Source organism: Actinomadura sp. WAC 06369 (genome assembly GCF_003947565.1).
Lineage (GTDB): Bacteria > Actinomycetota > Actinomycetes > Streptosporangiales > Streptosporangiaceae > Spirillospora > Spirillospora rifamycini.
The window spans coordinates 20369-32914 of sequence record NZ_QHJN01000093.1 but is presented as its reverse complement, the minus strand read 5'-3'; the positions used below and the strand labels follow the sequence as shown (position 1 = coordinate 32914).

The following is a 12546-nucleotide window of genomic DNA, read 5'->3' as shown; positions in this document are numbered from 1 at the left end:
GGGTGGAAGAGCTGGCCGGCGCGGCCCGGGCGGACCGGGGGGACGGGGCGGGTCGAACAGGTCGGGTGAAGGGGCGGCCGGTCCCCGATGGGGTCGCGGACGAGGTCGCGGGAGAAGGGGTGCGGTCGTGAGCGCGGAGATCCTGCCGGTGGCGTCGCCCGCGCAGGTGCGGGCGTACGCGCGGCGGCTGGTGCTGCGGCATCCGCGGGCGCTCGCGGGCGCGCTGGCGCTGCACGCGCTCGCGGCGGCCGCGGGGCTCGTCGCGCCGCGCCTGCTGGGCGGCCTGGTCGAGGACGTCGCGGACGGGCGCGCGGACGTCGACACCGCGGGGATCGCGATCGCCGCGTTCGTGATCGTCCAGGGGGTGCTGCTCCGGTACGCGCACCTGCAGTCGGCGAAGCTCGGGGAGCGGGTGCTGGCGCGGCTCCGCGAGGAGTTCGTCGGGCGGGTGCTGCGGCTGCCGCTGTCGACGGTGGAGCGCGCGGGCACCGGCGACCTGGTGACCCGCGCGTCGCGCGACGTCGACACGCTCGCGACGTCCGTCCGGTTCGCGATGCCCGAGACGCTGATCGCCGTCGTCATCACGGCGCTGACGGTGGGCGCGCTGCTGCTGAACGGTCCGCTGGTCGCGCTGCCGTGCCTGGTGTCGGTGCCGATCCTGTGGGGGGTGACCCGCTGGTACCTGCCGCGCGCCCACGCGGGCTACCTGCGGGAGAACGAGGCGTACGCGCGGATCACCGACGGGCTCGCCGAGACCGTGCACGGGGCGCGGACGGTCGAGGCGCTGGGGCTGGCGGAGCGGCGGCGCGCGCGGGGGGACGCCGACATCGCCGCGGCGTTCGAGGTCGAGCGGTACACGCTGCGGCTGCGGACGGTGCTGTTCCCGGTGATCCACCTCGGGTTCGTGCTGCCGGTCGCGGCGACCCTGCTCGGCGGCGGCCTGCTGTACATCGAGGGGCACGCGTCGCTGGCGCAGGTCACGGCGGCGGCGCTGTACGTGCAGCAGCTGAGCGGGCCGGTGGAGACGCTGCTGATGTGGCTGGACGAGCTGCAGCTCGGCGGCGCGTCGCTGGCGCGGGTGCTGGGCGTGGGCGACGTCCCGCCGGACCGGGCGCCGGACGGCCGCGAGCCGGGCGGCGAGCGCATCACGGCCCGCGGCGTCCGGTACGCGTACCGGGGCGGGCGGGACGTCCTGCACGACGTGGACCTGGACCTGCGGCCGGGGGAGCGGCTGGCGGTGGTCGGGCCGAGCGGCGCCGGGAAGTCGACGCTGGGCCGGCTGCTCGCCGGGATCGACGGCCCCCGCACCGGGGAGGTCGCGGTGGGCGGCGTCCCGCTGGTGGGGCTGGCGCTGGACGACCTGCGCGGGCACGTCGCGCTGGTGACGCAGGAGCAGCACGTGTTCCGCGGGACGCTCCGCGACAACCTCGCGATGGCCCGCCCGGACGCGTCCGACGACGACCTGCGGCGCGTGCTGGCGGCCGTCGAGTGGGACGGCCCGGACCTGGACGCCGAGGTCGGTTCGGGCGACGCGGCGCCGTCCCCGGCGCAGGCGCAGCAGCTCGCGCTGGCCCGGCTCGTCCTCGCGGACCCGCACACGCTCGTCCTGGACGAGGCGACGTCGCTGCTGGACCCGCGCGCGGCCCGCCGCCTGGAGCGGTCGCTGGCGGCGGCCCTGGACGGGCGGACGGTCGTGGCGATCGCGCACCGCCTCCACACCGCGCACGACGCCGACCGTGTCGCGGTGGTGGAGGACGGGCGCATCAGCGAGCTCGGAACCCATGACGAGCTGCTCGCGCAGAACGGGTCTTACGCCGCCCTGTGGGCGTCCTGGCGCAGCTCCTGACCGCTTTACCTCGCCAGGGCCTTCTTGAGCCAGTCGACCTGGAGGTGCAGGAGGTTCTCCGCGACGACCTCCTGCGGCGTCATGTGCGTGACGCCCGACAGGGGCAGGACGGTGTGCGGGCGTCCCGCCGCGAGGAGCGCCGACGACAGCCGCAGCGTGTGCGCCGCGACCACGTTGTCGTCCGCGAGCCCGTGGATGATCATCAGCGGGCGCTCCAGCTTCCCGGCCATCTCGACGAGGGAGTTCGCCGCGTAGTTCTCCGGCTCCTCTTCGGGGTGGCCCAGGTAGCGCTCGGTGTAGTGGGTGTCGTACAGCTTCCAGTCGGTGACGGGCGCGCCCGCGATGCCCGCGTGGAAGACGTCCGGGCGCTTGAGGACGGCCAGGCCCGCGAGCCACCCGCCGAACGACCAGCCGCGGACGCCGACCCGGTCGAGGTCGAACGCGGCCGGGTGCAGCCGCGCCGCCTCGATCAGCGCGGCGATCTGGTCCTCCAGGACGGGCTCGACGAAGTCGCCGCGGACCGCGCGCTCCCACGCGGGCCCGCGCCCGGGCGTCCCGCGGCCGTCCGCGACGACGACGGCGAAGCCCTGGTCGGCGAGCCACTGCGCCTCGCAGTACGCCCGCCGGACGGCCAGGACGCGCTGCGCGTGCGGGCCGCCGTAGGGGTCCATGAGGACGGGCAGCCGGCCGTGGCCGGGCTCCCACCCGGTCGGCAGCAGCACCGCCGTCCGGATCTGCCGGTCCCCGGCGCGGATCAGCTCGACGCGCGGGGTGATCACGGGCGTCTCGGCGAACGACGCGACCGGGTGCGTCCCGGCGGGCCCGCGGACCTCGACCTCCGAGCCCGGCCGGTCCAGCCGCGCGCCCGTCACGACGGTCACCGCACCGGACCGGACGCCCCCGAAAACGCCCTGGCCCTCTGTGATTTTCGTCACATCGCCGCCGTCGAGGGAGTAGAGGTGGACCTCCGTGGGCTCCTCCGACGCGGTGAACAGGATCGAGTCGCCCTCCACCCCCAGGATCGACCGCACCTGGAGCCCGCCCGGCGTCACCGGCTCCCCGCCGATCGTGAGCCGCCGCGTGTCGGTCGCCCGGTCCTCGGTGGCCCAGACGAGCTCCCCGGCGCCGGTCCGCGCGGGCAGCCCCGGCACGATCTCCGTCCACACCGGGTCGTGCTCGTTGTGCAGCAGCGACGTCTCCCCGTTGGACGGGTCGACCCGCAGCACCCGCTGGGACCGCTGGTCGCGCGGCTGCACCACGATCAGCAGGCCGTGCCGGTCCCACAGCGCGTCGACGACGTAGGGGAACTCCCCGCGGTCCCACGCGACGGCGAGCCGCCCGCCGTCCACCTTCAGCAGCACCAGCGACACCAGCGCGTTCGGCGTCCCGGCGGCCGGGTAGGCGATCTCCGCGGGCGCCGCGTCCGGGTTCGCGGGGTCGGCGATGTGCCACCGCTGCACCGGCGTCTCGTCCACCCGCGCCGCGAGCAGCGTCTGGCCGTCCGGCGACCACCAGTGGCCGCGCATCCGGCCCATCTCCTCGGCCGCGACGAACTCCGCGAGCCCGTACGACACCTGCTCGGACTCCGGCTGGACGAGCGCGCGGTCGTCGCTCCCGTCCATCTCGATCACCCGCAGGGTGCGGCCCGACACGTACGCGACGCGCCGCCCGGCCGGGTCCGGCCGCGGGTCGAACACCGGGGTCGCCGCGGGCAGCTCCCGCACCTCGCCGCCGAGCAGGTCGGCGACGTACAGCTGCCCGCCGAGCGTGAACACCGCCTGCCGCACGTCCCGGTCGACGGCGTACCCGACGATGCCCCCGGCCTGCTCACGGGCCCGCTCGCGGCGGGCCCGCTCCTCCGCGGGCAGGTCCTCCTCCCCGGGCACGTCCAGCGCGGCGGGGTCGGCGACGAGCCGCTCCTCGCCCGTCGCCGCGTCCAGCGTCCACAGGCAGGTGACGGGATCGTCGCCCGCGCGGGTGCGCAGGAAGACCACGCGCGACTCGTCCGGCGCGATCTGGAAGGCGCGCGGGACGCCGAGGGAGAACCGTCGGGTGCGGGCGCTCTGCCGCGGATAGCTGATGCTCATGGGAATCGAGTCTGCCAGCCCGATCGTTGGAGAAGTACGGCGCGCGGGCCCCGCGCACCCCTATGATCACGGGTCGTCGCCTCGTGGGCGGTTAACGACCCCTGCCCGGGTCCGCGCTCGCGTAAGCTCAAAGCTTCCCCAAGCACTTGTTGTCGTCGCGGGCGGTGAGGAGAGTCAATGTCGGAGCTGCAGCCGGGTGATCCCCGGCGGCTGGGCTCGTACGAGGTGGTCCAGCGCCTCGGCGAGGGCGGCCAGGGGGTCGTCTACCTCGGCGTCGACGCCTCCGGAAGCCAGGCCGCGATCAAGCTGCTGCGCGCCGACCTGGCCGGCGACGCGTCGGCCCGGAACCGGTTCGTCCGCGAGGCCCAGGCCGCCAAGCAGGTCGCGCGCTTCTGCACCGCGCAGGTGCTCGAGGCCGACGTCGCGGGCGACCAGCCGTACATCGCGAGCGAGTACGTGCCCGGCCCGTCCCTGTACAAGCAGGTGACCGACAGCGGCCCCATCACCGGCGCCGCGCTCGAACGGCTCGCGATCGGCACGCTGACCGCGCTCACCGCGATCCACCAGGCCGGGATCGTCCACCGCGACTTCAAGCCGCACAACGTCATCATGGCGCCGGACGGCCCCCGTGTGATCGACTTCGGCATCGCGCGGGCCCTCGACACCGGCCAGACGAACGCCACGAAGGCGATCGGCACCCCGTCCTACATGGCCCCCGAGCAGGTCGCGGGCGCGACCCTCACCGAGGCCGTGGACGTCTGGGCGTGGGCGACCACGATGGTGTTCGCCGCCACCGGGCGCCCCCCGTTCGGCGACGACACGGTCGTCGCGGTCATCAACCGGGTCATGAACGAGCCGCCGTCGCTCGAGGGCGTCCCGCAGGACCTGCACCCGATGATCTCCGCGTGCCTCGCCAAGGAGCCCACCCAGCGTCCGACGGCCCAGCAGCTGATGATGGCCCTCATCGGCGGCGCGAACCCGAACGCCCCGATGGCGCCGGGCCAGACCCGCATGGACGACCCGACGCAGGCCACGTCGATGCTCGCCGAGGGCTCCACCCTCGCCGCCGGCATGGGCGCCGCGGGCATGGGCGCGATGGGCACCCAGCGCGTCTCGCCCGCCGACTACGACGGCGACCTCCCGCCCGCGCGCGGCTACACCGGCGCGCACCGCGGCGCCCCGCGCTACGACGATTACGACGACTTCGAGCCCGAGCGCCGCTCCAAGGCGCCGATCATCGCGGGCGTCGCCGTCATCGCGATGCTCGCCGTGATCGTGGGCGTCTTCATGGCGAACCGCGGCGGCGACGGCGAGTCGAACCTCCCGACGGTGGAGACGTCCCAGTCGACGTCCGAGACGCCGACCAGCGAGGAGCCGACGGAGGAGGAGCCCACCTTCAGCGAGCGGCCCACCACCGAGGCGCCGCAGACGACCCAGGCGCCGCAGACGACCCAGGCCCCGCAGACCTCCGAGCCCCCGCAGCCCACCGGCGGCACGGGCGGCGGCACCGGCGGCGGCGGTACCGGCGGCGGTGGCGGTGACGACGGCTCCGGCGGCGACGACGACGATGACGGCGGCACCGGCGGTGGCGGTACCGGCGGCGGTGGAACCGGCGGCGGCGGCGGTGGCGGCACCGGCGGTGGCGGCACGGGCGGCGGTGGCGGCGGCGGCACCACCGAGCCCACGACGCCCGCGCCTTGACCTCGCGGGTGACTCCGGAGCCGTAGGACCGCTGCGCTGAGCGGCGACGTCGAGCGAACACGGGAACCCCGTCCGGCACGCGCCGGGCGGGGTTCCGGCGTTCCGCGGGGCCCGGGACGGCGCTCCGGCCGGTGGCGGACCGTTGTATTCCGGGTCCAACGGAGGGCGGTCATCGCCGCTGCGGCGCGGGCTGAGTAGGCTCATTACCCATGAAGGAGCCGCGGATCCTGTTCGTCCATGCCCATCCGGACGACGAGTCCATCGGGACCGGGGCGACCATGGCCAAATACGCCGCCGAGGGCGCCCACGTCTGTCTCGTCACCTGCACGCTCGGTGAGGAGGGCGAGGTGATCCCGGAGGACCTGCGCCATCTGGCGCCCGACAAGGAGGACCGCCTCGGCGAGTACCGGATCGGGGAGCTCGCGGAGGCGTGCGCGGCGCTCGGGGTGCGCGACCACCGGTACCTGGGCGGCCCGGGGCGCTGGCGCGACTCGGGGATGATGGGCACGGCGGCGAACGACCACCCGCGGAGCTTCTGGCGCGCGGACGTGGACGAGGCGGGCGCCGAACTGGCGAAGGTCGTCCGGGAGGTCCGGCCGCACGTGATCGTCACCTACGACGAGCGCGGCAACTACGGGCACCCGGACCACATCCAGGCGCACCGGGTGGCGTGGCGGGCGTTCGAGCTCGCGGCCGACCCGGCGCACGAGGACGGCGCCGAACCGTGGCGGGCCGCGAAGTTCTACGCGTACGCGACGCCGCGCACGGTGCTGGCGCGGGCGATCGCGGTGATGCGGGAGGCGCGGCTGCCGTTCGCGCGCGTGGCGGGCCTCGACGAGCTCGGGTCGGGCGTCCCGGACGACCAGGTCACCACGGTCGTGGACGCGCGGGCGCACCTGCCGGCGAAGCTCGCGGCGCTGCGGGCGCACCGGACGCAGATCGTGGTGGCGCCCGAGCAGGTGGGGCCGTTCTTCGCGCTGTCGAACAACCTGGGGCAGCAGGCGTTCGGCACCGAGTACTTCATCCTGCAGGCGGGCGAGCCGGGGCCGCTCGGGCCGGGCCGCCGCGAGCAGGACCTGTTCGCCGGGCTCGCGGACGCGGCGGGCTGACCGGCTGGATACGCTGGCGCCCGTGGTGGAGGACGAGACCGGGAGCCGGTCCGAGACGGAGATCGAGTCGCCGGCCGAGGCGGTCGTGACGGGCCTGGCGTACGTGATGCTCGCCGCGCTCGGCGCGGTGTACGGCCTCGTCGGCGCGTTCGTGCAGGACTGGACGGTGAGCGGGGTCCCGGTCGCGTCGATCGTCCTCGTCGCGGTGCTGTTCGCGCTGGTGCGGTTCGCGGGCTGGGGGATGGGCGGCCGGACGGGCGCGGTGATCCCCGCGTTCCTGTGGCTGGTCGTGGTGTTCGTGATGTCGCTGCAGCGCCCGGAGGGCGACCTGGTGGTGCCGGCGACGGTCGCGGGCTACGTGTACATCATCGGGGGCCTGCTGGCGGCGGTGCTCGGGGTGATGCGCGTCCCGGCGTCCGGGCGGTCCGGGCAGTGGCTGCTGAGGGGCGCCGGCGGTACCCGCGGGTAGGGTGCTGACGCTGTGGGCGACGAAACGGGCGGAGGCGTCGATCCGGCGCTGTTCCGAAGCGTGGTGGGCCGGTTCGCGACCGGTGTGGCGATCGTGACGACGGTGTCCGCGGACGGCGTCGATCACGCGATGACCGTGAACGCGTTCACGTCGGTGTCGCTGGAGCCGCTGCTGGTGATGTTCTGCGCGGAGAAGCGCGCGCGGTTCCACGGCATGGTGCTGGACGCGGGCCGGTGGGCGGTGTCGGTGCTCCCCGAGGACATGCGGGACGCGTCGCAGTGGTTCGCGACGCGGGGCCGGGACCTGGACGGGCAGCTGCTGGGCTGGGCGCACACGCGCGGGTCGGCGACCGGCGTGCCGGTGCTGTCGCGGGCCGTGGCGGCGGTCGAGTGCCGGACCCACGCCGTCCACGACGGAGGGGATCACTCCATCGTGGTCGGCGAGGTCGTCGGCCTGGACGTCCCGGATCCGGACGGGCGCCCGCTGATCTTCTACGAGGGCGCCTACCGCACCCTGGACTGACCGGCCGGGACGGTCGCGGGCGGCGCGGCGGGCGCGGCGCCGCGGCGGTGCCCCTTCACGCCGAGGCACGCGGCGGCGCCCAGCAGGACGACCGCGATCGGCACGGCCATCGTGGGGAGCAGCGCGTCGACGAACCCGTGCCCGAACACCTGCCCGGCGAGGTCCTGGACGCGGTCGGCGACCTGCGGCGGGAGGCCGGCGGGCGCCTGGGGCGCGCCGGTCTGCCCGGCGCCGACCTCGAGCCCGCCCTCGGCGGCGTTCGCGAACCCGTCGACGAACCCGGCGCGGGCGTCCGGCGGCAGGGCGGCGGCCCGCTGCGCGGCCTCGTCCTGGAGGGAGACGGCGAGCCGGTTCTGCAGGACGGCGCCGACGGCGGCGCCGCCGAGCACCGAGCCCATCTGCCGGATCGTGTTGTTGACGCCGGACGCGGCGCCCGCCAGCTGCGGCGGCACGTTGCGGGTCGCCTCGGTCGCCATGGGCGCGAACACGCCGCCGACGCCGAGCCCGGTGACGACGAGCGGCGCGATGAACGCCGTCCAGTCCGTGCCGACGCCCGCGACGGCGACCAGCCAGATCATGCCGAGCGCGTAGAGGGTGAGGCCCGCCATGAGGATGAACTTGCCGCCGATGCGGTCGGACAGGCGGCCCGCGAGCGGGGCGAGGAGCATCGACACGACCGACGACGGCGCCATCACGAGCCCCGCCTTGAGCGCGCTGAACTCCAGCACGGACTGCATGTAGATCGTCATCGGCAGGAACATTCCGACCATGCCGACGGACACGGCCGCGCCCACGAGGTTCAGGATCGTGAAGTTGCGGTCGCGGAACAGCGAGAACGGCACGAGCGGCTCGCGGTCCTGCCGTCCCCGCTGGTGCAGGACGAAGACGGCGAACAGGACGGCCCCGGCGGCGAGGAGCCCCCAGATCCGGGCGTCCCACCCGAACTTCTCGCCCTCGGTGAGCGCGAACACGAGGCAGAACAGCGCGGCGGACGCGAGCAGCACGCCCGGGACGTCGAACCGGTGCCGGACGCCCGGGGCGTGCGGCGGCAGGATCGGGACCGCGAGCGCCAGCACGAGGATCCCGATCGGCAGGTTCACGAAGAAGATCCACCGCCAGTCGAGGCTGGTGACCAGCACTCCGCCGACGGTCGGCCCGGCGATGGTGGAGACCCCGGCGACCGCGCCCCAGACGCCGAGCGCGGCGCCGCGCCGCTCCGGCGGGAACACGTTGATGATGATCGACATCGTCTGCGGCATCAGCAGCGCGGCGCCGAGGCCCTGGACGGCGCGGGCGGCGATGAGCTGCGCCGGGTCCTGCGCGAGGCCGCACACGAGGCTGGCCAGCGTGAACACCACGACGCCCGCGATGAACAGGTTCTTCTTGCCCCACAGGTCGCCGAGCCGCCCCGCGGTGATCAGCAGGACGGCCAGCACCAGGATGTAGGCGTTGACGACCCACAGCACCTGGTCCAGCGACGCGTCCAGCTTGTCGAGCATGCTGGGGATCGCGATGTTGACGATCGTCAGGTCGAGCAGCGTCATGAAGAAGCCGAGGGACAGGGTGAGCAGGATCGCCCAGGGATTGCCGCGCCACCTGCTCATTCGGTCCCCCTCGTCGCGTCGGAGTCGGTCCAGGTCATCCGGCCGGACTCCAGGTCGTCGGCGAGAGCGAGGACGTGGTCGAGCTCGCCCCGCAGCCGCGTGCTCGTCAGTTCGTGGTCGAGCAGCTTGTAGCGCTCGATGCCGTTCTTGCGGAGTGCGTCGTACGCGGTCTGGTTCGCGGCCAGCAGCGCCTCCAGCGCCACGGTCCGGGCGCGCAGCAGCCGCGCGACCTCGGCCGGGGGGAGCAGGTTCGCGAACGCCAGCGCGGTGCCGAGCGCGGGGAACTCCTGCGCGGGGCGCGCGAACAGGTCGGCGAGCCGGTTGCGGGCGGCGTCCCGTCCGGCGCTGGTGACGGCGTAGACGGTGCGTTCGGGGCGGCGCCCCTCCCGGGACGTCTCGAGCGGTTCGATGAGTCCGGCGGCGGCGAGCCGGTCGACGGTGTGGTAGAGCGAGCCGGGCGTGATCTTGACGGCTTCGTCGTAGTGGCAGGTGCGGATGCGCTGCTGCATCTCGTACGGGTGCATGGGCCCGTCGCACAGCATCCGCAGCACGGTCAGCGCCGGCGGTGTGAGCGGTTTCGACATGGTCGGTGCCTTAATGGTTCGTTCAGATTAGTCCGCTCAGACTAATCCAACGTGGAGCACCGCGGGGCGAATTTTCAAGATGTCCGACATGTCCGGCTGCCGGGCGCCGTCCTCAGCGGACGGCGTCGACCGCGTTCGAGCCGCCGCTGCGGGCGACGTACTCCCCGATGCGGTCCTCGCGGACGGCCGCGAAAAGCTCCGCCGCCCGGCCGTGGTCGAGGAGGATCACGCTCTGCCGCCCCCGGGCCGCCGGGCGGTCGACCGGCGTGGTCACGTACTCCAGCGTGCCGACGTCCAGGAGCCGCGTCGCGAGCTTGCGGAGCGTCGTCGCCGACACCGTCTCGTCCACGGTCACCGCGCCCGTCACCGCCCGGATGAACCGGTCGATCCGGATGGGGTTCCGGGTGTCGAGCGCCTTGCCCGCCAGCGCCTCCAGGAACGCCTGCTGGCGCTTGATCCGGTCCAGGTCGCCGTTCGGCAGGTTGACCCGCTGCCGGACGAAGTCGAGGGCCTCGAGCCCGTCGAGGTGCTGGGTGCCCGCCTCCCACGCCCGCTGGTGCTTGGGGTCGTAGGTGTCCTCGGTGATCGTGACGGTGACGCCGCCGAGCGCGTCGGTCATCTCCACGAAGCCGCCGAAGTCCAGGGCCGCGTAGTGGTCGATGCGGATGCCGGTGAGCTTCTCCACCGTCCGGATCAGCAGCCGCGGCCCGCCGTAGGCGAACGCCGCGTTGATCTTGTCGGTGCCGTGCCCGGGGATCGGCACCCAGCTGTCGCGCGGGATCGCCACCACCGACACCCGGTCGCCGCTCTCCGCCAGGTGGACGATCATGAGGGCGTCCGCGCGGGCGCCCATCGACGGGATGTCGTCCCGCCGGTCGGAGCCGATCAGCATCCAGTTCTCGCCGCGCCCGGTGGCGGCCGGGCGGTCGCCGGCCGTCGGCAGCGCGCCCTCGACCCGCTCGACCTGCCCGTTGTAGGAGTGCTGCAGCGCGTACGCGCCGCCGACGACGGCCAGCAGCAGGACGAGCGCCGCGCCGCCGCAGCCGAGGAGGATGCGGCGGCGGCGCCGGTCGCGGGGGTTCGCGGACGCGGCGTCGCCGCCGTCCGTCCTGGGGGCTCCCGGCGCGGGGTCGTCCTGCTGGGGCGGCATGGGCTGCATGGAACCACCTTGCGGTGTGCGCCGCGCGCGCGCCGACACGGCAGGCGGGCGGACACCGACTCTTTGCCGATCCCAGGGTTTTCGATGGGCATGGAGGAAAGGCATGGGCCGCCGCCGGGCGCCGTTGACCGGCGGCGGCCCCGTTCGGGGGTGCGGGCAGGTCAGCCCTTGAGGGCGATCTCGAGCTGGTCCAGGGCCCAGTCCAGGTCGGCGCGCTCGATGACCAGCGGCGGCGCGAGGCGCAGCGTGGTGTCGTGGGTCTCCTTGGCGAGGACGCCGAGCCCCATCAGCCGCTCGCTGACCGGCCGGGCCTTCCCGTGCAGCTCGACGCCCGCCCACAGGCCGCGGCCGCGCACCTCGCGGACGAGGTCGCCGGGCAGCCGGCCGAGCCGCTCGTGCATGTGGGCGCCGAGCGTCCTGGAGCGTTCCTGGAACTCGCCCGTCCGCAGCATCGCGACGACCTCGCGGCCGATGGCGCACGCGAGCGGGTTGCCGCCGAACGTCGAGCCGTGCTGGCCGGGCTTGAACACGCCCAGGACGTCCGCGTCCGCGACGACCGCCGACACCGGCATGATGCCGCCGCCGAGCGCCTTGCCGAGGATGTAGACGTCCGGGACGACGTCCTCGTGCTCGACCGCGAACGTGGTGCCGGTGCGGCCGAGGCCCGACTGGATCTCGTCGGCGATCATCAGCGCGCCCTGCGCCGTGCACAGCTCCCGCACGGCGCGCAGGAAGCCGCTCGGCGGCACGTTCACGCCGGCCTCGCCCTGGATCGGCTCGACCAGCACGCCGACGGTCTCCGCGTCCATCGCGGCCCTGAGGGCCTCGACGTCGCCGTAGGGGACGGTGCGGAAGCCGGGCGTGTAGGGGCCGTAGGAGTCGCGGGCGTCCGGGTCGGTCGAGAAGCTGATGATCGTGGTCGTCCGGCCGTGGAAGTTGCCCTCGAACGTGATGACGTTCGCCTTGTCCGCCGGGAGGCCCTTGACCTCGTACCCCCACTTGCGGGCGGTCTTCAGCGCGGTCTCGACGGCCTCGGCGCCGCTGTTCATCGGCAGGACCATGTCCTTGCCGCACAGCTCGGCGAGCTCGGTGACGAACGGCCCGAACCGGTCGTGGTCGAACGCCCGGCTGACCAGCGTGACCCGGTCGAGCTGCCGCCGCACGGCCTCGGTGAGCCGCGGGTTGCGGTGCCCGAAGTTGACGGCCGAGTAGGCGGCCAGCATGTCCAGGTAGCGGCGGCCCTCGACGTCGGTCACCCAGGCGCCCTCGGCGTCGGAGATGACGATCGGCAGCGGATGGTAGTTGTGCGCGCTGTGCTCCTCCGACAGCGCCCGCAGCTTCTCGGTCGGCGTCACGACGCTCCTTCGCGGCTCGGCCCCGGCCGGTCGGGCCGGGGGCAACGCTGAACACCGGGCGGGACGGGCCCGGTGCCGAGGGGGAGGACCGGACGGGACGGGTGGCCGAC

General features: G+C 74.4%; 10 protein-coding genes. 5 read left to right on the top strand and 5 right to left on the bottom strand.

The window, feature by feature from the left end; translation table 11 throughout:
* Positions 1–127 precede the first annotated feature (127 nt).
* A complete protein-coding gene (locus tag DMH08_RS23860; RefSeq protein WP_125617848.1) occupies positions 128–1846 on the top strand; it encodes an ABC transporter ATP-binding protein in 1719 nt (572 codons plus the stop codon).
* Positions 1847–1851: 5 nt separating this feature from the next.
* Here DMH08_RS23860 and DMH08_RS23855 read toward each other — a convergent pair whose 3' ends face one another.
* Positions 1852–3933, bottom strand: coding sequence for a S9 family peptidase (locus tag DMH08_RS23855; RefSeq protein ID WP_125617846.1), 2082 nt, complete (start codon positions 3931–3933; stop codon positions 1852–1854).
* 177 nt (positions 3934–4110) lie between these two features.
* On the opposite strand from DMH08_RS23855, the gene DMH08_RS23850 reads away from it, so the two are divergent.
* The 4 genes from DMH08_RS23850 (at position 4111) to DMH08_RS23835 (ending at position 7734) form a co-directional block, all read left to right on the top strand.
* Positions 4111–5634, top strand: a complete 1524-nt coding sequence (locus DMH08_RS23850; protein ID WP_125617844.1) for a serine/threonine-protein kinase — start codon at positions 4111–4113, stop codon at positions 5632–5634.
* Positions 5635–5843: 209 nt separating this feature from the next.
* Entirely contained in the window at positions 5844–6743 is a 900-nt protein-coding gene (mshB, locus tag DMH08_RS23845; protein WP_125617842.1) for an N-acetyl-1-D-myo-inositol-2-amino-2-deoxy-alpha-D-glucopyranoside deacetylase, read from the top strand.
* 22 nt (positions 6744–6765) lie between these two features.
* Positions 6766–7212: a DUF6113 family protein gene (locus tag DMH08_RS23840; RefSeq protein WP_051300356.1), complete on the top strand. Its 447-nt coding sequence runs from the start codon at positions 6766–6768 to the stop codon at positions 7210–7212.
* A gap of 12 nt (positions 7213–7224) precedes the next feature.
* Positions 7225–7734, top strand: a complete 510-nt coding sequence (locus DMH08_RS23835; RefSeq protein ID WP_026401389.1) for a flavin reductase family protein — start codon at positions 7225–7227, stop codon at positions 7732–7734.
* Here DMH08_RS23835 and DMH08_RS23830 read toward each other — a convergent pair.
* The 4 genes from DMH08_RS23830 to rocD form a co-directional block, all read right to left on the bottom strand.
* Entirely contained in the window at positions 7716–9338 is a 1623-nt protein-coding gene (locus DMH08_RS23830; RefSeq protein ID WP_125617840.1) for a DHA2 family efflux MFS transporter permease subunit, read from the bottom strand. The two genes, DMH08_RS23835 and DMH08_RS23830, sit on opposite strands and share 19 nt — an antisense overlap.
* Positions 9335–9922 carry a PadR family transcriptional regulator gene (locus DMH08_RS23825; RefSeq protein WP_026401387.1) on the bottom strand — a complete coding sequence of 196 codons (588 nt, stop codon included), beginning with the start codon at positions 9920–9922 and terminating at the stop codon, positions 9335–9337. Before DMH08_RS23825 ends, DMH08_RS23830 begins: the two co-directional genes overlap by 4 nt.
* Positions 9923–10034: 112 nt before the next feature.
* Positions 10035–11081, bottom strand: a complete 1047-nt coding sequence (locus tag DMH08_RS23820; protein ID WP_125617839.1) for an LCP family protein — start codon at positions 11079–11081, stop codon at positions 10035–10037.
* 161 nt (positions 11082–11242) lie between these two features.
* The gene (gene rocD, locus DMH08_RS23815) at positions 11243–12436 is read right to left on the bottom strand and encodes an ornithine--oxo-acid transaminase (RefSeq protein ID WP_125617837.1); all 1194 of its coding nucleotides are present in this window, start codon (positions 12434–12436) and stop codon (positions 11243–11245) included.
* Positions 12437–12546: the final 110 nt, after the last annotated feature.

Excerpts from the sequence above, each read along its gene's own strand:
- DMH08_RS23855 (WP_125617846.1), bottom strand. The coding sequence starts at position 3,933 with ATGAGCATCAGCTATCCGCGGCAGAGCGCCCGCACCCGACGGTTCTCC.
- DMH08_RS23850 (WP_125617844.1), top strand. The coding sequence starts at position 4,111 with ATGTCGGAGCTGCAGCCGGGTGATCCCCGGCGGCTGGGCTCGTACGAG.
- mshB (WP_125617842.1), top strand. The coding sequence starts at position 5,844 with ATGAAGGAGCCGCGGATCCTGTTCGTCCATGCCCATCCGGACGACGAG.
- DMH08_RS23830 (WP_125617840.1), bottom strand. The coding sequence starts at position 9,338 with ATGAGCAGGTGGCGCGGCAATCCCTGGGCGATCCTGCTCACCCTGTCC.
- DMH08_RS23825 (WP_026401387.1), bottom strand. The coding sequence starts at position 9,922 with ATGTCGAAACCGCTCACACCGCCGGCGCTGACCGTGCTGCGGATGCTG.
- DMH08_RS23820 (WP_125617839.1), bottom strand. The coding sequence starts at position 11,081 with ATGCAGCCCATGCCGCCCCAGCAGGACGACCCCGCGCCGGGAGCCCCC.